We start from the raw sequence: 22261 nt of genomic DNA on the forward strand, positions 1-22261 counted from the left end.
CTGCAACCTGCAACCTTGTAATGCGAAGTCCGACTTGTCGGCTTCTCGATACTCTTCGTGGTGGGCAATGAGGCGGGGGAGCCTCTCTACAGACAAGGTCAGGAGCAAGTCCTGCCTTCAGGAGCGGTCGGCCTCCCCCAGAAACACATCTTTGAGACAACACCGAGGAGCTTAGCTGCTCTCGCCGGGTGTTCGGCCAACATACAAGGAGCTGGCGCGGCCTGCGATCTTTTGATCTACCGCTTCAAACCTTCAACACCAACTTCCCGAAATTCTCGCCGCTGAACAACTTCATCAGCGTCTCCGGGAATGTTTCCAGTCCCTCGACGATGTCTTCCTTGCTCTTGAGCTGCCCCTTGGCCATCCAGCCGGCCATTTCCTGCCCGGCAGCGGCGAACTGCGCGGCGTAATCCATCACCACGAAGCCTTCCATCCGCGCGCGGTTGACCAGCAACGCCAGGTAATTGGCCGGGCCTTTGACCGCTTCCTTGTTGTTGTACTGGCTGATGGCACCGCAAATCACCACCCGTGCCTTCGTGTTCAGGCGGCTCAGCACGGCGTCGAGAATATCGCCGCCGACGTTATCGAAATACACGTCGACGCCTTTCGGACACTCACGCTTGAGGCCGGCGGTGACGTCTTCCTTCTTGTAGTCGATGGCACCGTCAAAACCCAGCTCATCGATCAGGAACTTGCACTTGTCCGCGCCGCCGGCGATGCCGACCACCCGGCAACCTTTGATCTTGGCGATTTGCCCGGCAATGCTGCCCACCGCGCCGGCCGCACCCGACAACACCACGGTGTCACCGGCTTTCGGCGCGCCGACATCGAGCAGGGCGAAGTAGGCGGTCATTCCGGTCATGCCCAGCGCGGATAAATAACGCGGCAGCGGCGCCAGTTTCGGATCGACCTTGTAGAAACCTCGTGGCTCGCCAAGGAAGTAATCCTGTACACCCAAGGCACCGTTGACGTAGTCCCCCACGGCAAAGCCCGGATTGTTCGAGGCGATGACTTTGCCTACGCCCAATGCGCGCATGACTTCGCCAATGCCGACCGGCGGGATGTAGGACTTGCCCTCGTTCATCCAGCCACGCATGGCCGGGTCCAGGGACAGGTATTCGTTCTTGACCAGGATCTGACCTGCCGCAGGCTCGCCGACCGGTACTTCTTGATAGGTGAACGTCTCGCGGGTAGCTGGCCCCACGGGACGTTTGGCGAGCAGGAATTGGCGATTGGTCTGGGTAGTCATGGCAGGCACTCAAGGTGAATGAAGTCTTGTTGATAGACCTTCATGGACGATGCTGCAAGGTTGGCTGACACGGCGAATGCACATCGATCCAGTGCAGTGATAGTCAGGGCGGCAGTTCCATCACTGCCACTCATGGGCGCCCAACCGGCCTTCTGATAGTGCTGCCGTGTCACAGGGCGCTGTGGCTAACTGAAAACACGTGACTCCCCACATTCTTCTCTTCGAGGACATAACAATGAGCATGACGTTTTCCGGCCAGGTCGCCGTTGTGACGGGCGCGGCCAATGGGATTGGCCGCGCCACCGCTTTGGCGTTCGCCGCCGAAGGGTTGAAAGTGGTGGTGGCCGATCTGGACGTGGCCGGTGGTGAAGGCACTGTGGCGCTGATTCGCGCCGCCGGCGGTGAAGCGACCTTCGTGCGCTGCAATGTCACTGTGGAAAGCGATGTAAAAAATCTGATGGACGAGGTCGTGAATACCTACGGCCGTCTCGACTATGCCTTCAACAATGCCGGCATCGAAATCGAGAAAGGCAAACTGGCCGAGGGCACGCTCGATGAGTTCGACGCGATCATGGGCGTCAACGTCAAAGGTGTCTGGTTGTGCATGAAGTATCAGTTGCCATTGCTGCTAGCCCAGGGTGGCGGCGCGATCGTCAATACCGCTTCGGTCGCCGGCCTGGGGGCTGCGCCGAAGATGAGCATCTACGCCGCCTCGAAACATGCGGTGATCGGCCTGACCAAGTCAGCGGCCATCGAATACGCCAAGAAAAAGATTCGCGTGAATGCCGTGTGCCCTGCGGTGATCGACACCGACATGTTCCGTCGTGCCTATGAAACGGACCCGAAGAAGGGCGAGTTCGCCAATGCCATGCACCCTGTCGGACGTATCGGCAAGGTCGAGGAGATTGCCAGCGCGGTGCTGTACCTGTGCAGCGACGGCGCGGCGTTCACCACCGGTCATTCGCTGGCGGTGGATGGTGGGGTTACGGCGTTTTAATCAGGCATTCGGATATACCTGCTTTTGTGGCGAGGGAGCTTGCTCCCGCTTGAGTGCGCAGCACTCACAAAAATTGGCAATGGTTGCCAGATTATTGGGGCCGCTACGCAGCCCAGCGTCGGAACGCCGCCCGGAGCAAGCTCGCTCGCCACAGGTTTCTCAGTATTGCGCACACTGCCATCGGTTCCCTGAAAACATCGGGCATTGTGTTTCAAATGGTTAGAACCGACGGTTTTGGCGGTTTTGTCGCACATCTTGTCGAGCCCTCCTGTGATTAACTGTTTTCCGCAAAACAGACAGGAGTTTGCTTGCTCATGGAGTTGAGAATCGATCGACAGGCATTGGTGCCGGTCGTGCAGCAAATCGTCGACGCGATGGCCGACTGGCTCCATCGTGGCGAGGTGTCGCCGGGGACGCGTTTGCCTTCCGTGCGGCAAATCGCGCGGATCAATCTGCTCAGCCAATCCAGTGTTGTCGAGGCCTGTGAACGGTTAGTCGCTCAAGGGGTACTGGCCACGCGTAGCGGGGCGGGTTTCTTTGTCGCGGCAACGGCGCTTGCCGCTCACGGGCAACGGGATTTTTCCTGGTTCGAGGGGGTTGAGCAGCAGAGTGGCGTCGCGGGTGAACTGAAGCTGGGTTGCGGCGGATTACCCGAAAGCTGGCGCGAGACTGACGACCTGAGCTATGCCATACGCCAGGTCAGCCGCACCGACATGGCCGGTTTGTTCAACTACAGCACACCGCTGGGCCTGCTTGCCCTGCGCCAACAGATCCTCAAGCGGCTGAAACAGCTGGATATCGCGGTGGATGAAAGTCGAATCCTCACCACGGCAGGTGCCAGTCATGGGCTCGACCTGATCGTGCGCACGTTGTTCAAACCGGGCGATTGCGTGGTGGTGGAGAACCCCGGTTATTCGATGCTGTTCGATCTGCTCAGGCTGCATGGGGTCAGCATGATCGAAGTCCCACGAACACCTCACGGACCCGACACTGAAGCACTTCAGTCACTGTTGCTGAAGTACAAGCCCCGTGGCTTGTTCATCAACAGTTTTTATCACAACCCCACCGGCAGCAGTTTGACCTTGGGCGTGGCTCGGCAGGTTCTGCAGCTGGCCAGAAAGCATGGCGTGCTGGTGATCGAAGACGACGTCTATGCGGATTTGCACCGCGGTCCCGGTACGCGTCTTGCGGCACTGGGTATCGATGACAACGTGATCTACGTCGGCAGCTACTCCAAAACCCTCAGCAGTTCGTTGCGGGTCGGTTTTGTCGTGGCGGGTGCCGACGTCATTTCGCGACTGGCCAAGGTCAAGATGATCAGCAGCATGGGCGCTTCGCGGTTTTGCGAGTCAGTGTTGGCTTGTCTATTGGCCAGTGGCGCCTATCGCAAATTGGTGCAGCGCCAGCGCCAGCGTTTAAGCACCGACAGGGACGCGGCCTTGCAGGTGCTTGAAGACGCGGACTGGGAGGTTTTCGGCAAACCCGCAGGTGGCCTGTTCATCTGGGCACGATCGCGCAAGTCCGACGCCGTTCAGGTGCAGGTTCAGGCGCGACGCTTCGGCATCCTGCTGTCTTGCGCAACGGCATTCAGCCCCACCGGCCAGGCTCATGACTGGCAGCGCATCAACGTTGCCTATGCCTGTGATCCTCGTGCTCGGGCATTTTTTCAGGCTACGGCCCGGGATCGACCTCAAGCGTTCTGAAAACGACGCTGGCGTAGCTTTTGGCCATTATTCAGACGCCAGAGACTTGTGTTGGCACAAGCCCGTTGCGAATCTGCATCCACAGACAATGGCAGGGGACTAAGCGCAATGATTTCGGCCGTGCAAGGACGTTTTGCCAACCTCGGTATGGCGAAAAAACTGGGTGTCGGGTTTGTACTGGTGCTGCTGTTGACAGCCCTGGTGGCGGCCATTGGCGTATGGTCCCTGCAAACCATCAGTCATCGCTTCGACGGGCTCAAGCAGATGTCGTCGCTCAACAGCGGTTTGCTCAAGGTGCGTCTGCTTGAGCAGGAGTACGCCTTGCGCGGCGACCCGAAAATCGTGGATGCCTTGCATGCGGGGGTGGACGCGCTGATCGCGCTGGCGACCGAGCTCAAGGCACAGTCCGCGGCCAACGTGCCGGTCATGAATGACGTCGAACAGTCTCTGGGGGCTTATCGCAAGGCCTTTGACGAGTTCGTCTCGCTGAGTCAGGCCAAGGACCTGGCACTGGAAATGGCCAGTTGGTCGGTGTCCAGCGTGGCCAATAACCTGGATGTGCTGCAGGCCGGGCTTAGCGATGATGGCGCCTATGCCTTGAAGGAATCCGAGGGCAAGGACGGCGCGCAATTCATCGAGCAGGCGAATCAGGTCAGCCAGGTCTCGCGACTGATGTTGCAGGCCATGAACGAAGCGCACGTACGCCTGGATCAGAGCCGCAAGGGCGACGACAGTGCCGGGCAAGGCAAGATCGAGCAAGCCGACCAGGCGCTGGCCCAGGCCGAGCAGTTGAAAGCCACGGTAAAGGATGAGGGTTACCAGACGGTCCTCAATGAAGTGTCCGGTCATATCGGCAGTTTCACTGAAAAACTCGCCGAGTACACCGGCCTGTTGGCGCAGGAAAAGACTGTCTCCGAGCAACTCCACCAGCGCGCCGCGCAAGTGGTAGAGCGGGTGGATCAGGCTTACGCTGCCGAAGACCGGTCGATGCAGGCAGAGCTGAAAAAGAACTCGCTGTTGATCATCGGTTCCTCGGCGCTGGCCTTGCTGGTCGGGCTGATTGCCGCGTGGGTGATTACCCGATTGATCGTCGCACCGTTGCGCAGTGTGATCCGTGTCGCCCAGCAGATCGCCGCGGGGGATTTGAGCGCGACGATTGAGGTGACCCGCCGTGACGAGATCGGCCAGTTGATGCAAGCCATGCAGCAAATGGGCGCGGGGCTCAGCAGCATCGTCAGTGGTTTACAGGCTGGTATCGAACAGCTGGCAAGCTCTGCGCAATCGCTGTCGGCGGTGACCGAGCAGACCAACCTTGAAGTCAGCAGCCAGAAAGAAGAAACCGAGCAGGTCGCCACCGCGATGAACCAGATGACCGCCACGGTGCATGACGTCGCACGTAATGCGGAGGAGGCCGCCCAGGCGGCGCAGACGGCCGACGGCAAGGTCGAAAGCGGTCAGCAGGTGGTGCGCCAGAGCATGGCGCGGATCGAGCTACTGGCGGACTCGGCCACCTCGGCCAGCTCCAGCATCGAAAGTCTCAGTGCAGAAATCCAGAACATCGGCACGGTGCTCAGCGTGATCAAAAGCGTTGCCGAGCAGACCAACCTGTTGGCGCTCAATGCGGCCATCGAGGCGGCGCGGGCCGGTGAGCAGGGCAGGGGCTTTGCGGTGGTGGCCGATGAGGTTCGGGCGCTGGCCAGGCGAACCCAGCAATCGACCGAGGAAATCGAACGTCTGGTCAGTGCCTTGCGCTCGGCAGCGCAGTCGTCGGTGCAGCAGATTCAGAGCAGTGGCGAGTTGGTGAAACTGGCGGTAAGCGATGCGTTGCAGACCGAAAGTGCGTTGGGGAGTATTGCGGCGGCGGTGTCGCTGATTCAGCAGATGAACCAGCAGATTGCGGCGGCTGCGGAGGAGCAGAGCTCGGTGGCCGAGGAGATCAATCGCAGCGTCACGAGCATTCGCGCCAGTGCGGATCAGTCTTCGTTGGCGATGCAGGGCAATGCGGCGTCGAGTATCGAGCTGGCGCAGTTGGGAAGTGAGTTGAGGGGGATGGTGGGGCATTTCAAGCTGTAGCAGCTGCTGAAGGCTCGGGCTGCGTCCGGATGATCCATTGATTCGGCGGCCATCAATCCCAACGCAAAAAAAAGCCACCTGACCCGGTGGCTTTTCAGCATTTGCATGATCAGTCGTAGATCACTTTCTTCTTCCAGTCGGCATCAGCCTCGACGTCTTTGAGCCCTTCAGTCAGTTGGTTCACTTCGCCTTCAACCGGGGCGATCTTGTCCATGACCTGATCGTTGGCGCGAGCCAGGAGTTTCTCCAGGTACTCGAGTTGTTCGCTGTAGACCTGGGGCTCCGGCTGTTTACGCAGGTATTGCACGCCGCGTTCGAAGGCCAGTCGGGCCTGGCCTGGCTGGTTTTGTTGCAGGGCATGCTGGCCGAGGTTGTTGAAGAACTCGATGTGCAGCAGGACCAGGATGTGGCGGACCTCGCGGATCCAGTGCTTGGCTTCGTTGGTCGGCAGGTAGCCGTCCTGTGCGGCACGGGTGATCTGGCCATGCAGGGCTTCGAGCAGGAAGCGCACGTCTTTGGCCTTGGCTTCGGTCTGGATCGGTGCCGGCGGGTTGTTGACCGGGATCGATTCGCCTTGGCCAACCAAGGCACTGAGCTCGGTAATCCGTGGCTTGAGCGTGGGGCTGGTTTTTTCCAGGTTGAGCAGGCGCTGGCAGACGTTCAGTTCCAGACGGGTCAATAGCAACTTGAGCGCGGGTGTCATGAACTGACCGGGAAAGGTCTCGGTGATTTCGCCGCAGCGACGCAGGCGGTCGTTGAGTTCAACCTTGGTGCGGGCTTTTTCCAGCTTATTGTTTTCCACCACATGGTTCATGTAGCCAATGGCGATCAATAGTGCGATCCCGGCTACGACTAGCAGGGTGATCATGAGTGGTGTCACCGGTAAGACCTCTTTATAGGGTTCGCGTGCGAGTCGAGTGTAGTGGCTTGGCATATGGGCGCATAGGGCCGCTCGACGAGTGAATCGGCTATAGCTCTTCTTATATCGGCCGCAATGCCGCTTCTATAAGTAAATAGCGTGCGAGGCGCACATTGCCATCATCTCGGCATGGACTATAGCGTCTTGGTGGATGCCAGAATATAGGCGCCAAAGGTCAGGTGACACAAAAGCCTGAATCGCTGCCAAAAGCAGGGCGAAGTCATTGATTTAAATAAATTTATATCTGGGGGTTGACGACCCCTCAATCCATCCATAGAATGCGCGCCACTTACAGCGTAAAGCACACAGCGAAACGCGGTAGGGAGTGAATGTTGTACGTGTGTCCCCTTCGTCTAGTGGCCTAGGACACCGCCCTTTCACGGCGGTAACAGGGGTTCGAGTCCCCTAGGGGACGCCAATGCGGGAATAGCTCAGTTGGTAGAGCACGACCTTGCCAAGGTCGGGGTCGCGAGTTCGAGTCTCGTTTCCCGCTCCAAATTCAAAAAACGCCGCTCATTTGAGCGGCGTTTTTTTTGCGCGTAAAAAAACCTGCCTCAACTTCCAAGGCTCTGCACCAGGCTTTCGAGTGCTTCAATGGTTGTATCTTCCAGTGGCGGTTGCGCTGCTACCGCTCTAAGTTGGCTGGCCAAACGGTATTCGCTGGGCGTGCAGTTGACGAACTGCTTGAAGGCGCGGGCGAAGTAGGAAGGATCCTTGAAGCCGGCCTCATAGCCGATGCTGGTAATCGGCATCTGGCTGTTGTCCAGCAGTTGTTTGGCGAAACTCATGCGCTTGTCCAGGATGTAATCGGTGAAACCGACGCCATTGGCTTCCTTGAACAGACGGCTGAAACGAAAAGTCGTCATGCCGCAGCGCTTGGCCAACTCCCTCTGATCGATGCTGTCCCGAAAGTGCTGGTCGATGTACAGCATGATATGGCTCAGCGCCTGGTGTTTTTGGTGCCCGGAGGTCAGGCGGATGCTATCTGGCAGAGTGGGCGAGTGGTCGATCAGCAATGTCTTGTCCTGACCGGCATTGCGGCGCAATTCGCAGAGCTGCATCAGTGCCGTCAGGTAGCGCTTCCTCTCGGCGTTGGTGAGCGGGAGCACCATGTATTCCCAGACACTGGAGCGCATCGCCCAGACGGCCAGTTCTTCTGAGTGCTGCACGGTGAACATGGTAATCGGGATGGTAGGGGTGGTGCGTTTGATCTCCAGCAACAACCTCAAGCCGGGAGTGTCGGGGCGATCGAAATGGATGCAGATCATGTCTGCCTGTTCCCCGCTGGGCAGCCCGGAATTTTTCGCCAGTTTGCAGTCGCAAGTGTCCTCGAACTGCGCGATGAGTTCCTTCGTGGAACGATCGTGAGTCAGATCGAACCATAGCAGCGATGGCCTTCTGGTCATGTTGGACGTCATGTCTCTACTCTGCGGTTCTACGGGCCCCTCTTCGCTGAGTAGTATTGCTAACGTGCTATCACTTTGCAGATTAAATACTGATAAAAAAGATGAGCTTTAGGTCTATCCGCTCTATGCGTTGCCTGGAAGTCAGTCCTGGGCAACTGTCTGTTGGCGTGTAGTCGACGCACCAGGTGTCAGCCGCTCGTCGCTTGTAAATCGAAGTCAGCGGTATTCGCGAGCCATCCCTTGTTTTACCCCTCCTGCTACTTCTGCACTGGCCAATGACTGCACTTGGCAGCGCCCGCAAAAAAGTCCTAGTGATGTGCAAAATCTTCCTAACGCCCATGCCTTGCTCCTGACTAGGGTTGCATCAGGCAGTGCAGAACGTACTGCCTTCCGGAAAAAACAACATTCGAGTGAGGTGGGCAAAATGATCATTCAAGCAATCAAGGCTTCGGTAGTGAAGTTCGCCAAAGATGAAGATGGCCTGACCATTGTGGAATACGCGGTAGCCGGCGGACTGATTACGGTAGCTGTGGCCGCAATGTTCACTCTTTTGGGCGGTGCCGTGAACACCAGGATCACAGCGCTGTGCGCCGCAGTTAAAGGTGCTGCCTGCTGATAGGGCCACTCACGGTGGGGGGACGTGGCGATGTCCATGGAACAACCGGTTGTTACTGTTTCGATGATAGAGCAATCGGGCAACTCAATGGACTTCGCGCTGTCCCCCGCCAATGTACTTTCTGAGTCATATGACCGCTGAAGTGAGGTACACAAAATGAATCTGCAAACAATCGGAACTTCGATAAGTAAGTTCGCCAAAGATGAAGATGGCCTGACCATTGTGGAGTACGCGGTGGCCGGGGGGTTAATTACCGTAGCTGTTGCCGCAATGTTCGTTCTTTTGGGCGGTGAGGTGAACACCAGAATCACAGCGCTGTGCGCTGCGGTCAAAGGTGCTGCCTGCTAACGATAGTTCTGGTAGGGGAGACGCGCCGTGTCCATGGAATTGCTGGTGTCGACTGTTTTACTGCTAGGACTATTGGGCGTGGCGGTGGTGAGCGATCTGTTTCGCCACCGTATCCCCAACGCGCTGGTCCTGTTGGGCCTTGCCCTGGGATTAGCCGGTCAGACTTATTCAGGTGGCATCAGTGGATTGGGTGACAGTCTACTGGGCATCCTGATCTGTTTTGGGCTGTTTTTGCCCATGTATGCATCGGGTGGCATGGCCGCCGGCGATGTCAAGTTAATGACCATGGTCGGCAGTTTTCTACCGTTTCATTTTGCATTGTGGGCTGCCTTATTCAGCCTGATAGCCGGTGGCGTGTGCGGTTTTCTGATAGTCCTGGTGCGCGGTCAATTGCGTCAGACCTTCGGGCGCTATTGGCTGATGCTGAGGGCGCAGGCCTATCTGGCGCCAACTTCGGATGAAGTAGCCGGCAAGCCTTTTCCTTATTCGATTGCAATCTTGATAGGCACTTTGAACAGCGTCTACTGGCAACTGGTTGCCGGTGGATTGGGAGGTTAGTCATGCACGTCATTGTCGATAGTGATGCCTACTCCAGCGATCGGGAAGCGGTGCAACGACTGGCTCCTCAGCCGTGCACAATCCGCGAGACGGGTCTGACAGACAGTTTTCTCGGTGAGTTGGTATGCAAGCATTTGTACGACGCCGGCGTGCTGGACATGCCGCGGCTGGTGGAGCGCCTGGCGCTGACCGGTGCTGTACTTGAAGAGGTCCTGGCGTTCCTGCGCAAGGATGGCCGTATCGAAGTGCTTGGCCAGATGGGCCAAACGGCTGGGCAGATGCTGCGTTATAGCCTGACCGAACGCGGTCGCAGTGCCGCCCGCGATGCCCTGTCGCGTAGCGGCTATATCGGTGCGGCGCCTTTCCCGGTGAGCACCTACCGTTCCCTGATCAAAATCCAGACCATTCACCATGGTCGCATCGGCTCGAGCGATATGCACAAGGCCCTTACCGGCGTAGTGCTCACCGAGGGCATGCTCGATCAACTGGGTGTGGCCCTGAACTCCGGGCGCGCAATCATGATTTATGGCCCCGCAGGTACCGGCAAGACCTATGTCAGCAGTCGGCTGATTCGTCTGTTCGCCGAGGCCATCTGGGTGCCGCATGCCATCGTGATCAATGAGTCGGTGATCGAGATCTATGACCCGCAGGTGCATCAGCGTCTGGATGACAACAGTCAACCGAACAATCTGATGCTCAACGAAGGGATCGATCGTCGACTGCTGTGCTGCAAACGCCCGATCGTTATTACGGGCGGTGAGTTGAGCATGGAACAGCTGGACGTTCGCTATGACCCTTTCTCCCGTCAGTACCAGGCCGCCTTGCAGCTCAAGGCCAGCAATGGTCTGTTCATCATCGATGACATGGGACGCCAGCGCATGGCCCCCGCCGAGCTGTTGAATCGCTGGATCGTCCCGATGGAAGAGAAACGCGACTTCCTCAACCTGGGCGGCGGTCGGCATTGCGAGCTGCCGTTCGATCTGATTCTGGTGTTCTCCACCAACCTCAATCCCCTGGAGCTGGCCGATGAGGCCTTCCTGCGCCGGATTGGCTACAAGCTGCAGTTCGGTTACCTGAAGCCTGAGGAGTACGAAAAGATCTGGCGTCAGGAATGCGAGCGTCTGGGCATTTCTTTTGACCCGCTGCTGCTGCGTTATGTACTGCAAAGGCTTTATGCAAGTGAAGGCATGCCCCTGGTGCCTTGCCATCCCCGCGATCTCCTGAACATGGCCCTCGACCGTCAGCGTTATATGGGTGGTACCGGGGCCTTGTCGCCACAAGAGTTGGAATGGGCCTGGCACAACTATTTCGTCCAGCTCGACTTTCTTTGATACGGAGATACTGACATGAGCTCTCGTACTCTTCCCCTGATAGGCGTTTCCCTGGTCATGGGCCTTGGTGCTGCATGGATGGCCGACTCCTGGCTGAGCGCCCGGCTCAATGCCACCCCGGATGACCATCTTCGAAGCGTGGTGGTCGCCACGGTAGAGATTCCCTTCGGGCAGATGGTCGAGGCCCAACAGGTCACGACCGTGCGCATGCCCATGGACACGATCCCGGACGATGCTCTCGATTCCAGCGACAAGGCCGTGGGCAAGATCGCAACGTTCGACATCTTGCGTGGCGACGTCATGCGTGGCGCACGTCTGAGTGAGCACTTGGGCGGCAGTACCCTGGCCTCTCTGATTGCCACAGACAAACGTGCCATATCGGTACGCGTGGATGATGTGGTCGGTGTGGGCGGATTCCTCCTGCCAGGTAATCGGGTCGATGTACTGGCGACCAAAACCACAAGTGCCGGCAGTAACAGCGCGGTGTCCAGGACCATCCTCGAGAACTTGCGAGTGCTGGCGGTGGATCAGACGGCAGGTACCGACAAGACCCAACCGGTGGTGGTGCGCGCAGTGACGCTGGAGATGACGACCGCCGAGGCTGAAACCCTGGTCACGGCGCAAACGGAAGGGAAACTGCAACTGACCCTGCGCAACCCGCTGAACTCCGAGAAAAAAATCGTGACCGCCGCGCCAGTTGCACCGGCCCCCATGGTTGTGGCCGCCGCCCCGGTGCAAAAACGCGTGGTGCCACGTGGCGACGGTGGCGGAGCTCTCACCATCATCCGCGGGATCCAGACCAGCGTTGTGAAAGTTCGTTGACAGGGCGGTAGGGGTGCTTGGGCACCAAGGTATTGGCGGAGCCGATCCGGATCAGTATCGGCAAAGAGGGCTTGATGATGAATCTTCGTATTCAGCGGCCGTTCACTGCGACGCCAAGGCGCCAGGAAGGAGCGGTGAGCGTATTGATGGTGTTCGCGTTGGCGGCGATTGCCATGATGGCGGCGTTGGCCCTGGATGGCGGACACTTGATGCTGAACAAAACGCGCCTACAGAATGCGGTGGATGCCGCCGCCCTGAGTGGCGCCAAAACCCTGAGTCAGGTGGAAGGTGCTGCCAACATGGCCAGCACGACGCGCACTGCCGCGCTCAATACGTTGACGCAAAATGCCAATGCCACGGGCAACAACGAATTGGCAACGGCTGTCGCCGGCAACCCAGGCACCTTTGCGGTGGTGGAACTTTCCAGCAGCGTCTATGGCCCGTTCTCTTATCCTGGGCCGGCAAATGCCAAATATGTTCGGGTATCGGTACCGAACTATAGCCTGACAGGATTTTTCTGGGGCGTCGTACAGGCATTCGGTGCCGTGGGCAGCAAAGCGGTGGCGGCGATCGCCACTGCTGGACCTAGCCCTACCAGCCCTTGTGATCTCGCACCTTTGATGGTCTGTGGTGACCCGACTAAATACGACCCGGCCGCTGGCATGTTCTGGGGATTCAAGTTTGGTGATTTGCAGGTATTGAAGACGGCTGCCGGTAATTCGTCCCCTATAGGCCCAGGCAACTTTCAATTGCTCGATTTTGGCTCGGGCGGCAGTACGGTCAGGGATGACCTGGCAGGAGGTGGCGAGGTTTGTCGCAACGTGGGGCAAAACGTCCAGACTGCTCCTGGTAACAAGGTCGGCCCTACCTCTCAAGGTTTGAATACGCGCTTCGGGATCTACAACGGCCCGGTCAGCGCCTCGGACTATCCGCCAGACCTGGTGACCACGTCGAGCAACCCCGCGATCACTTACGACGACTCGGTCAACCCGCCACAAATGAAATACAAGGGGCAGACCGTCGTCTCGAGCAGCGGCAATCTCACTGCGGGCAGTGACGCGATATTTGACTACAACGACTGGCGTACGAGCACTGCCGCGTGTGTGGCAGGGTCCGGCAGCGGCTGTCAGAGCGGTGGGGTGTTCGAGCGCCGGATGCTGAAAATAGTGGTTGGCAACTGCACCGGCAAACAGGGCGGTTCTACCTCGATCCCCGTCCTGGGTTTTGGCTGCTATTACGTGGTGCAGCCAATGAGTGGCGGCGGCACGGACTCGCAGATCTTCGGCCAGTTTGTGAAAGAGTGCGAAGGCGACAACGTGCCCAGCCCTACACCGGCAAACGATTCCGGCCCACAGATCATCCAGCTCTACAAAACCTATATCAATGGCAGCGGCACTCCGAGCACGGACTCGTAGGAGGCGTCATGAGACTTCACGCATTCAAACGACCACAGGCCCAGCAAGGCGTGGCACTGGTGGAATTCACCCTTGTCTTGCCGATACTGCTGCTGTTGTTGCTGAGCCTCGGCGAATTCGGCCGAATGTTTTATCAGTACAACGTTCTGCTGCAGGCCAGCCGTGATGCCGACCGTTTTGTCGCCAGCCAGGCGTGGAACTCGACACTCGGCGCTGTCTCTCTGAGCAATACGCTGGTGACCCAGACGAAAAACGTGGCGGTCTATGGTGTGCCTGCAAATACCGGGACCGCGGTGGTGTCAGGATTGACGACCGCAAACGTCGCGGTCGCCGCGGTGGGTACCGACCACGTGCGAGTCACCATCACCTACAACTTCTGCCCGGTGATTGGCAGCGGCAATTGTGCCGGCTCGATTCCGGGATTTTTTGGCAGTCCGATTGCGCTGAGCATTCCGCTGGTCGCCACCACTGTCATGAGGGCACTGTGATGAATCGCAAACACATGCGCGGCCTGTATATCGTGGAATTCGCCGTCATCGGCATGCTGGTGTTTACGCTGTTGTTCGGCGTGCTGGAAATGGGCCGGCTGTACTTCACGGTCAATGCGCTGGATGAAGCCGCGCGGCGTGGTGCACGCCTGGCGGCAGTGTGCAACATCAGCGATCCAGTGGTGTTGCGGCGGGCGATCTTCAACGCCGCGACCGACGCCGGTACGAGCCAGCTGATCACGAGTCTGGCCACCAGCAACCTGACGCTGACCTATCTGGACGTTAACGGTGCTGTGGTGGCCAATCCCGGCGACCTGGTCAGCGCCACTGGTTTTCGTGCCATCCGCTATGTCCAGTTGAGTCTGCAAGGCTTCGTTTTCAATCTGTTTATTCCCGGGTTCGGCGTGCCCATTACTCTGCCTGCATTCAGGGCAACCTTGCCACGCGAAAGCCTCGGGCGTCATTCCGATTCCGGGGAGATCACACCATGCTGAATACCAAGGACACCCCGCTTTCCAGCTCGACCGGCAAGACCGGGCTCCGGTTGCTGATCAGCAGCCGTGATGCCAACTCTTTGCGCGATTTGCAGAGCGTCTGCCAGCGTATGCCTTGCCTGGAGGTGAGCACTCGCCTGGTGAGCAATGGGCATGTCGACCCACTCTACGGCTTGGACCGTATGCCCGATCTGTTGCTGTTGCGCGTCAGCCATCTGTGGCGTGAGGAGCTGGCGGCGCTGTTGCAGCGTCCGGCCCATGAGCGTCCGCCGATGTTGGTGTGCGGTCTGCTGACTGAACAGGAAGGCATGCGCCTGGCGATGCAGGCCGGCGCCCGGGACGTGCTGCCGGAGCCTATCGCCGAGACAGAACTGGTTGCCGCCTTGAATCGCCTGGTCATGGAGGTTCGCACCGGCAGCGGGACAGAAGGCAAATTGATCGCCGTGATGAGCGCCAAGGGTGGCTCCGGCGGAACCTTGCTGGCCTGCAACCTGGCTCAACAGCTCAGCGTCAAGGGTGGCAGTACCCTGCTGCTGGACATGGACCTGCAATTCGGCAGCGTGACGCATTACCTGGATGTGGCGCAGACGCACAGCCATCTCGAGGTGTTGCATCAGATCGATGGCATGGACAGCGTCGCGCTACGCGGTTTTTGCAGCCACTTCAGCCCGACCTTGCATGTGCTGGGTGGTCGGGCCGGTGAGCTGTGCCTGCCGCAGGATGCCCAACCCGAGCAACTCGACACCCTGTTGCAGCTGGCCCGCGCCAGCTATGACTGGGTGGTGATCGACCTGCCGCGGCAAATCGACCACCTCACCGGCTCCGTGCTGGAACAGGTGGATCGGGTGTACGTGGTGGTGCAACAGAGCGTCAGTCATCTGCGCGATGCCAGCTCCCTGGTGCGGATTCTTCGCGACGACCTGGGCGTGCGCGGCGATCAATTGCAGATAGTGGTCAACCGCTTTGACAAGGCAGCAGCGATCAGCCTCAAAGATATCGGCGAGGCACTGCGCTGCACCAATCTGTCGAAATTACCCAACGACTTCAACCTGGTCAGCCAGAGTCAGAACACTGGCGTGCCGTTGGGGCTGCATGCGCCGAGGGCAGCGATCACTACCGCCCTGCGCGACATGACCGAGGACCTGGTCGGTCAACAGGTGGCCGGGAACAAAGGCTTACTCAAACGCGCCTTCAACCGTTTTTTCGGGGGATGACCCATGATCAGCGACTTTCGTAACCGCTTGCGCAAACAGACCGGTAAACCCGCCTCATCGTCATCTGCCCAGTTGGGCGACGACCTGCTGGATCCGGAGGAAATAATGGCGTGGGAGCGTGCAACACCGGACGTTCTTTACGAAACCAGAAGCCAGGTCACCCCGGTGGAAGCCGAGTGGCGGGAAAAAATCTACCAGCAATTGCTCAAGGTCATGGACCTGTCCTTGCTGGATTCCCTTGAACATGCCGAGGCCGCGCGGCAGATTCGTGATATTTGCCAGCGCCTGCTCGACGAGCATTCGGCTCCGGTGAGTACCACCAGCCGCCAGCTGATTATCAAGCAGATCACCGACGAGGTGCTCGGCCTGGGGCCCCTGGAACCGTTGCTGGCCGATCACAGCGTGTCCGACATTCTGGTCAATGGCCATGCCTCGGTCTATGTCGAGCGCTTCGGCAAACTGCAACGGACCGATGTGCGTTTTCGCGATGATCAGCATTTGCTCAACATCATCGACCGCATCGTGTCCAGCCTGGGGCGGCGTATCGACGAGTCCTCGCCCTTGGTGGACGCCCGGCTCAAGGACGGTTCACGGGTCAACGCGATCATTCCGCCGCTGGCCATCGACGGCCCGAGCGTGTCGATTCGCCGCTTTGCGGTGGACCTGCTCAATACCGACAGCCTGATTCAGGTGGGGACGTTGACCCCGGCCATTGCGCTGCTGCTCAAGGCAATTGTCCGCGGGCGCTTGAACGTGCTGATTTCCGGCGGTACCGGCAGCGGCAAGACCACCATGCTCAATGTGCTGTCCAGTTTCATCCCGCACAACGAACGGATCGTCACCATTGAAGACTCGGCCGAGCTGCAACTGCAGCAGCCCCATGTTGTGCGCCTGGAAACCCGGCCTTCGAACATCGAGGGGCGTGGCGAGGTGAGCCAGCGGGAATTGGTGCGTAACAGTTTGCGGATGCGCCCCGACCGCATTGTGATTGGCGAAGTGCGTGGCGCCGAGGCGCTGGACATGCTGACGGCGATGAATACCGGCCACGACGGCTCGTTGACCACCATCCACGCCAACACCGCACGCGATGCATTGGGGCGTATCGAGAACATGGTGTCGATGACCGGGGCGACCTTCCCGATCAAGGCCATGCGGCAGCAGATCGCATCGGCGATTGATGTGGTGATCCAGCTGGAACGTCAGGAGGATGGCAAGCGCCGGCTGGTCAGCGTGCAGGAGATCAACGGCATGGAGGGCGAGATCATCACCATGACCGAAATTTTCTCCTTTGCGCGTCAAGGCATGGGCGAAAACGGCGAGGTGCTCGGCGACTATCGCCCCAGCGGCATGATCCCGACCTTCCGTGATGTGCTGGCCAAGCGCGGCATCGAGTTGCCGCTGACGATGTTCAGGCCTGAATGGATGGAGGCACGGCAGTCATGAGCCATATCCCTAGTGAATTCATTCTGATGTTCCTCGGCATGGTGTTTATTGCCGTGTTCCTCTTGTCCCAGGGCGTGGTGGTGCCGGTGTTCGGCGAGGCCGGCAAGATGCGCAAGCGCATCCGCGGCCGTTTGCATGTGCTGGAAAAAGCCAACAATTTGCCCAACATGCAGACGGTGCTGCGGCAGAAATACCTGACGCGTCTGTCGCCACTGGAGGCCATGCTTGAACAATTGCCCTTTATGGCGAACCTGACATCGATGATCGAGCAGGCCGGCCATGACTATCGTGCTTACCGGGTGATATTGCTCGGGTTGTTCCTGGGCGCTTGTACGGTCATCTCGATCTGGATGGTCTCGACAGTCTGGTGGATGGCGCTGTTGGCGGGCTTCGGGGCGTTCTGGTTACCGCTGTTGAAAGTTTCTCGTGACCGGAGCAAACGTTTCAACGCGTTTGAGGAAGGCCTGCCGGATGCGCTGGATGCCATGTGCCGGGCCTTGCGCGCCGGGCACCCGTTCAACGAAACCCTGCGCCTGGTCGCCGAGGAGCACAAGGGGCCGGTCGCTCATGAGTTCGGCCTGACCTTCGCCGATATCAACTATGGCAACGATGTGCGCCGGGCCATGCTCGGCCTGCTGGAGAGGATGCCGAGCATGACGGTGATGATGCTGGTGACTTCGATCCTTATTCACCGCGAGACCGGCGGTAATCTGACCGAGGTGCTGGAGCGTCTGAGTCGCCTGATCCGTGGACGCTTTCGCTTTCAGCGCAAGGTCAAGACCCTGTCGGCGGAAGGGCGGATGTCGGCCTGGATACTGGTGGCCATTCCCTTCGTGCTAGCCATCGCGATCGTTGTCACAAGCCCCACCTACATGCCCGTGCTGCTCAATGATCCCATAGGACACAAGCTGATCATCGGGGCTTTCTGCGCCATGCTGGTCGGGATTTTCTGGATACGAAAAATCATCCGGATTCAGGTTTAAGCGGTATTCGCTACCGGGAGGTACAGGTCATGGATTTTTTACTCGGGTTGTTCAGTCGGGTCACGGGGAATGAGGAGGTGGCGCGCCTGTTGTTCCTTAGTGCGATCGGTTTGAGTACGGTGCTTGCGGTCGTCGCTCTGATATTGCTGATGCTGGGTCTTCAGGACCCGGTGCAGCGCCGTCTGGCGCTGATCAAGCGTGGCCATTTGGGCAATACGGCAGGGCAGGAAGCGCCGAGTAATCTGCAACTGTTGCTGGAGCGGGTCGGCCAGCGCTTTGCCTCGGCTGAGTCGGCCCAGACGTCAGTTACCCAGACTCTGTTGACGCATGCAGGGTATCGCTCCTCTTCGGCGGTGCAGATGTACTGGGCGGTGCGTTTGATATTGCCGCTATTGATGGTCGGCCTTGCGTTGTTGCTATTGCCGATGATTCCCAGGGTTTCGCTGAGCATGGGGCTGCTGATGGTAGTCATGGCGGCCGGTATCGGATGGCTACTGCCGGCACTGTATGTCAGCAAGCGCAAGCAGGCGCGTCAAGGTCGGCTGCGTGCCGCGTTTCCGGATGCGCTGGATCTGATGGTGGTCTGTGTGGAGTCGGGCCTGGCCCTGCCCACGACCATTGAACGGGTGGCTGAAGAGATGTCGGTCAGTCAGGTTGAGTTGGCTGAAGAGCTGGCCCTGGTCAATGCGCAAATCCGCGCGGGCATCACCAGTACCGAGGCGCTCAAACAACTGGCCGTGCGTACTGGTCTGGATGACGTGCAAGGGTTGGTCAGCCTGTTGGCGCAGAGTATTCGTTTTGGTACCAGCGTGGCCGACACCCTGCGTATTTATGCCGATGAATTCCGTGATCGGCGTACGCAGGCCGCCGAAGAGGCGGGGGCTAAAATCGGTACCAAGCTAATATTTCCGCTGATTTTCTGCCTATGGCCAAGTTTCTTTCTGGTCGCCATCGGCCCTGCCCTGATCGGGGTAATGAAAGCATTCGGGTGAAGTAAACGGGCGGAGGCTGTCGAGCACGATGGCCTTGCCACCCGCGCCTTACTTGTACTTCCCCTCTCAAGATCTACACACCCCTCGTTCCAACAGCAATGCTGTTCACTTAAGCCGTAATGCGATCTGTTACAAAGAATGCGTCGCGGCCGAAGTTGCTTAAGTGAACAGCATTGCGCTCCTACAGAGGGATTCGGTCAGAACTGAAAACTGTGTAGATGCCAATACTTTCCTGCAGACATAATTAAGCCTGGCTTTTTAGCCAGGCTACTCTGGGCTATGCCAGAGGTTGATCATCCATTGACGTGCCTCATTTGCTGGTGGCCATTTCCCCCCCAGCTTTTTGCTCAAAGAACATCGGGATCGGGTAGGTGAAGCTGTTCAGCCAGCGCTGGAAGGACAGGTCACGTTCAGTGGCCGATGCGGTTTGCCGAAAAGGGGAGGCAACCACACCACGAATCTGTAGCTGCATCCACTGTTCGGTGCCCTTTTGCGGCGCCGAGGAGGGACCCGGCTCAATGGCCCAGGCACTGGTGGACAGGCAAGCCATGCACACAATCAACAGCCTTTTGGTATTCATCTCGACTCCTCGTACGTTCTACTTGATCGCAGCACTGGGTGAGGCATCGGCTACCTCAGCCTTGCGATTCCCCTCGGAAGCCACCGCTTTTTTGGCAGAGGCCTTGAGTTTTTCCGCTCGGGTTTGAGCCTCTGCGACTTGTTGGGGACTCAAGCTGGCGCGGTTCGCGAGTTCGGCAGCCGCCTTCCAGTTATCCTGATAGATCAGCAGCGTCACCATGTTGAGTGCCGCCAGTGAATCCGCCTGCTTGAGCTCCATGGCCGTCATGAACTCGAAGCGTGCTTCAGGGATCCGTCGCTGATTGAGGTAGACGACCCCCAGGTCGTTGCGCATCTTGTCATCGGTGGGGGCCATCTTCACCGCACGCTCGAGGTGAGTGATAGCGCTGGCGTTATCATTTTTGGCCGCGGCCAACTGGCCCAGGCCATGTTCCCCTTCTGCGGCCAGACAGGTGCCGAGCAGGCTTTGATACAACGGCTCCGCATCTTTACGCCCCATCAAGCGCAGCACCCGGGCCTTGCGCAGACGAACCTGGACCAGGTCATCGGGCAAACCTTCCAGGTTCGCCAGGCTGGCATACAAACGGCCTTCGTTGGCCATGTTGTCGGCCAGGTTCAGGGCCAACTCTTGCTCCGAAGCGGGTTTGGCGCAACTGCCCGGTCGCGAAACAATACCGTTGGTGGCACAACCTGCGAGCATCAATGTCGCCGTTATTGCAATGACTGCTTTCATCGAGTGTCCTCTGGCTACAACACGTTGAACGCCTGGCCAATGGCAATACAGCTGGCCCGCCAAGTGCTCAAGGTCACCGTTACGAGTGAGGGCGAAAGCCCGGTTCAGCGTCTGGCTCCGGTTCATTGCGAGAGCCCGGTCTTACTGTCGAAATCACCATTTTCAAGGAAGAACATGCGGTAGAAGTTCGGGTCGTAATTACGCAGCTGTTCGCCAGGCAATGACGGCAGTTGTGCATTGGCAGCCAGGGGCTGGACCAGATGCGGGGTGACGATCATCAGCAGTTCGCGCTCTTCACGGTTGATGCTGTTGTCGCGGAAGAACGCGCCCAGAATCGGGATATCGCCCAGTCCCGGGAATTTGTTCACTTGTGAATTGTTGCGAGTGCTGATCAGGCCGCTGATGACGAAGCTTTCGCCGTCGGCCAGGGAGATGCTGGTGTCGGTACGGCGCACGGTCAGCGCCGGAACTATCGTGCCGGCGATGCTCACGGCGTTGGTGAAGTCCAGTTCACTGACTTCTGGTGCCACCTTCAGTGCAATACGGTTTTTCTCGATGATGGTTGGCGTCAGGGTCAGGCGGATACCGAACTCCTTGTACTCGATGGAGATGTTATCGCTGCCGGCACTGGGCACCGGAATCGGCACTTCACCACCGGCCAGGAAGCTCGCACTCTGCCCGCTGAGCGCCACCAGGCTTGGCCGCGCCAGGGTATAGGCGAAACCGCTGCCTTCCAGCGCGTTGATCGCTACCAGGGTATTACCGGTAGCAAAATTGAGGTTGAACATGCCGTTGTCCACCGGTATCGACGGTGTGACAATGCCGCCGATGGTGGGCAAGGTTCTCGGCGAGCCGAACAGGAAGTTGCCACGGGTGCCGAAAATAGACGCTGAGGCTTCCTTGAGTTTGGTCCGGCTGACTTCAACGAAGCGAATATCGGTTTGCACCTGGCTTGGCAGCAGCGGGTCTTCGTAAGGTCCGGTCGACGCACTGGTCAGCGCCGAGGTAGCCTTGCCCTTGACGAACACCATGCTTTGGCGCGGCGTTTTCGAACAGGAGGTCCAGACCATCAGGCTGGTGGCTCCCGGTGTCAGACCGGTGAGTATGAAGGCGCTGGGATTGTTGCCGCTGGGTTGCACATCGGCAATTTTCGGGTCACCCACGGCCAATTGCGTCACCGGAACCGGTGTGTGCAGTTCACTCTGAAGCCCCTGACCGACCTCGAACGTTGTCGGCATACTGTCCATCTGCGAACAATTGGCCGCCGCGGCCTGAGCCGCGTCCACGCTGAGGCCCATCCAGAACAGGCCATGGATAATTCGCTTGAAAGCGGGCACGGTACGATAGCTCATTAAGTGCATCCTCGCTGAATAGGCCATCTACAAGGCAAACCAAGTTGCCTCGGATCACTACAGGGGGCCTGAGTCGACCCTCAACCTCGCCAGAGCACTCACCACTAATGACCAATGCCCCCGGCAATATTCCTTGGTGCTACACGCAAGCAGGTGCAATACGCTGATCCGAATGAACAGCGAGCGACCTTCTAAAACGGCTTTTAGTGATCCAGATACCTGGGCTGCCGACCCGAGCGGCAGGCTCAGGCTCGACAACCATCGCGGTTATAGGCGGCACTTCCCGCCAACCTGACTCCCCTAAAAAGCAACCGGCAATCACAGCTCTGCGCCGGTAAACGCCTGTCAGGATCATAGTGAGGTAACTCCTTTTGCCAATTCGCTATCTGATCTCTGAACCTAACGTCAAAATTCAAACCGTTATGACTTCTTCTTGTTTGAAGGTAGTTCAAACAAAGCAAAGCGCCACGATTTAAAACAAAACTTTCAGGGCAGAGTGCGGAGATAGCCATGTTGCTGGCGTTGGAGCCGCAAAAAATGCGGTTC

21 protein-coding genes, 2 tRNA genes and 1 pseudogene are annotated in these 22261 nt (G+C 58.5%); 18 read left to right on the plus strand and 6 right to left on the minus strand.

What is annotated here, in order from left to right; genetic code table 11:
* Positions 1-244: 244 nt before the first annotated feature.
* Positions 245-1249, minus strand: coding sequence for an NADP-dependent oxidoreductase (locus AC1D2Q_RS13540; RefSeq protein ID WP_477813488.1), 1005 nt, complete (start codon positions 1247-1249; stop codon positions 245-247).
* Between the two features lie 235 nt (positions 1250-1484).
* Between AC1D2Q_RS13540 and AC1D2Q_RS13545 the strand changes: the two genes are divergently transcribed.
* The 4 genes and pseudogenes from AC1D2Q_RS13545 (at position 1485) to AC1D2Q_RS13560 (ending at position 6022) form a co-directional block, all read left to right on the plus strand.
* A complete protein-coding gene (locus AC1D2Q_RS13545) occupies positions 1485-2246 on the plus strand; it encodes an SDR family oxidoreductase (RefSeq protein ID WP_477813489.1) in 762 nt (253 codons plus the stop codon).
* A 314-nt stretch (positions 2247-2560) separates the two neighbouring features.
* On the plus strand, positions 2561-3949 hold the full coding sequence (locus AC1D2Q_RS13550) for an aminotransferase-like domain-containing protein (protein WP_477813490.1): 1389 nt from the start codon (positions 2561-2563) through the stop codon (positions 3947-3949).
* A gap of 264 nt (positions 3950-4213) precedes the next feature.
* Positions 4214-5113, plus strand: a pseudogene (locus AC1D2Q_RS13555) (HAMP domain-containing protein); the annotation flags it as partial.
* 204 nt (positions 5114-5317) lie between these two features.
* Positions 5318-6022 (plus strand): methyl-accepting chemotaxis protein, encoded by a 705-nt coding sequence (locus AC1D2Q_RS13560; protein ID WP_477813679.1) that lies wholly within the window; start codon positions 5318-5320, stop codon positions 6020-6022.
* Positions 6023-6131: 109 nt separating this feature from the next.
* Here the strand turns inward: AC1D2Q_RS13560 and AC1D2Q_RS13565 are convergent, their stop codons facing one another.
* The gene (locus tag AC1D2Q_RS13565; protein WP_477813491.1) at positions 6132-6890 is read right to left on the minus strand and encodes a hypothetical protein; all 759 of its coding nucleotides are present in this window, start codon (positions 6888-6890) and stop codon (positions 6132-6134) included.
* A gap of 393 nt (positions 6891-7283) precedes the next feature.
* Between AC1D2Q_RS13565 and AC1D2Q_RS13570 the strand changes: the two genes are divergently transcribed.
* Together AC1D2Q_RS13570 and AC1D2Q_RS13575 are read left to right on the plus strand one after the other, a co-directional pair.
* A tRNA-Glu gene (locus tag AC1D2Q_RS13570) sits at positions 7284-7359 on the plus strand.
* A 2-nt stretch (positions 7360-7361) separates the two neighbouring features.
* Positions 7362-7437 (plus strand) — tRNA-Gly (locus AC1D2Q_RS13575).
* Positions 7438-7495: 58 nt separating this feature from the next.
* Here the strand turns inward: AC1D2Q_RS13575 and AC1D2Q_RS13580 are convergent.
* Positions 7496-8359, minus strand: coding sequence for a helix-turn-helix transcriptional regulator (locus tag AC1D2Q_RS13580; protein ID WP_477813492.1), 864 nt, complete (start codon positions 8357-8359; stop codon positions 7496-7498).
* Positions 8360-8771: 412 nt separating this feature from the next.
* Between AC1D2Q_RS13580 and AC1D2Q_RS13585 the strand changes: the two genes are divergently transcribed.
* The 12 genes from AC1D2Q_RS13585 to AC1D2Q_RS13640 all read left to right on the plus strand — a co-directional run bounded on the left by AC1D2Q_RS13585 (position 8772) and on the right by AC1D2Q_RS13640 (position 19051).
* Positions 8772-8963, plus strand: coding sequence for a Flp family type IVb pilin (locus AC1D2Q_RS13585; protein ID WP_305478716.1), 192 nt, complete (start codon positions 8772-8774; stop codon positions 8961-8963).
* Positions 8964-9119: 156 nt separating this feature from the next.
* Positions 9120-9311 carry a Flp family type IVb pilin gene (locus tag AC1D2Q_RS13590; protein ID WP_305478715.1) on the plus strand — a complete coding sequence of 64 codons (192 nt, stop codon included), beginning with the start codon at positions 9120-9122 and terminating at the stop codon, positions 9309-9311.
* Between the two features lie 27 nt (positions 9312-9338).
* Positions 9339-9869, plus strand: coding sequence for an A24 family peptidase (locus tag AC1D2Q_RS13595; protein WP_305478714.1), 531 nt, complete (start codon positions 9339-9341; stop codon positions 9867-9869).
* A 2-nt stretch (positions 9870-9871) separates the two neighbouring features.
* Positions 9872-11200 carry a P-loop NTPase family protein gene (locus tag AC1D2Q_RS13600; RefSeq protein ID WP_477813493.1) on the plus strand — a complete coding sequence of 443 codons (1329 nt, stop codon included), beginning with the start codon at positions 9872-9874 and terminating at the stop codon, positions 11198-11200.
* Positions 11201-11215: 15 nt separating this feature from the next.
* Positions 11216-12022: a Flp pilus assembly protein CpaB gene (cpaB, locus tag AC1D2Q_RS13605; protein ID WP_230139508.1), complete on the plus strand. Its 807-nt coding sequence runs from the start codon at positions 11216-11218 to the stop codon at positions 12020-12022.
* A gap of 74 nt (positions 12023-12096) precedes the next feature.
* A complete protein-coding gene (locus tag AC1D2Q_RS13610; RefSeq protein ID WP_477813494.1) occupies positions 12097-13437 on the plus strand; it encodes a TadE/TadG family type IV pilus assembly protein in 1341 nt (446 codons plus the stop codon).
* An 8-nt stretch (positions 13438-13445) separates the two neighbouring features.
* Complete coding sequence (locus AC1D2Q_RS13615) at positions 13446-13925, plus strand: TadE/TadG family type IV pilus assembly protein (RefSeq protein ID WP_477813495.1); 480 nt, start codon at positions 13446-13448, stop codon at positions 13923-13925.
* Positions 13925-14419, plus strand: coding sequence for a TadE family protein (locus AC1D2Q_RS13620; RefSeq protein WP_477813496.1), 495 nt, complete (start codon positions 13925-13927; stop codon positions 14417-14419). The genes AC1D2Q_RS13615 and AC1D2Q_RS13620 overlap by 1 nt, the downstream gene beginning before the upstream one ends.
* The gene (locus AC1D2Q_RS13625; RefSeq protein ID WP_428636320.1) at positions 14413-15633 is read left to right on the plus strand and encodes an AAA family ATPase; all 1221 of its coding nucleotides are present in this window, start codon (positions 14413-14415) and stop codon (positions 15631-15633) included. The genes AC1D2Q_RS13620 and AC1D2Q_RS13625 overlap by 7 nt, the downstream gene beginning before the upstream one ends.
* A gap of 3 nt (positions 15634-15636) precedes the next feature.
* Complete coding sequence (locus AC1D2Q_RS13630; RefSeq protein ID WP_477813497.1) at positions 15637-17076, plus strand: CpaF family protein; 1440 nt, start codon at positions 15637-15639, stop codon at positions 17074-17076.
* Positions 17073-18059, plus strand: coding sequence for a type II secretion system F family protein (locus AC1D2Q_RS13635; RefSeq protein WP_477813498.1), 987 nt, complete (start codon positions 17073-17075; stop codon positions 18057-18059). The genes AC1D2Q_RS13630 and AC1D2Q_RS13635 overlap by 4 nt, the downstream gene beginning before the upstream one ends.
* Positions 18060-18088: 29 nt before the next feature.
* Positions 18089-19051 carry a type II secretion system F family protein gene (locus AC1D2Q_RS13640; RefSeq protein WP_230139502.1) on the plus strand — a complete coding sequence of 321 codons (963 nt, stop codon included), beginning with the start codon at positions 18089-18091 and terminating at the stop codon, positions 19049-19051.
* Between the two features lie 310 nt (positions 19052-19361).
* Here AC1D2Q_RS13640 and AC1D2Q_RS13645 read toward each other — a convergent pair whose 3' ends face one another.
* The 3 genes from AC1D2Q_RS13645 to AC1D2Q_RS13655 all read right to left on the minus strand — a co-directional run bounded on the left by AC1D2Q_RS13645 (position 19362) and on the right by AC1D2Q_RS13655 (position 21715).
* Positions 19362-19631, minus strand: a complete 270-nt coding sequence (locus tag AC1D2Q_RS13645) for a DUF3613 domain-containing protein (RefSeq protein WP_477813499.1) — start codon at positions 19629-19631, stop codon at positions 19362-19364.
* 18 nt (positions 19632-19649) lie between these two features.
* A complete protein-coding gene (locus AC1D2Q_RS13650) occupies positions 19650-20363 on the minus strand; it encodes a tetratricopeptide repeat protein (protein WP_477813500.1) in 714 nt (237 codons plus the stop codon).
* 122 nt (positions 20364-20485) lie between these two features.
* The gene (locus AC1D2Q_RS13655) at positions 20486-21715 is read right to left on the minus strand and encodes a type II and III secretion system protein family protein (RefSeq protein WP_477813501.1); all 1230 of its coding nucleotides are present in this window, start codon (positions 21713-21715) and stop codon (positions 20486-20488) included.
* Positions 21716-22261 lie beyond the last annotated feature (546 nt).

It is taken from the genome of Pseudomonas sp. P1_A1 (assembly GCF_056406935.1).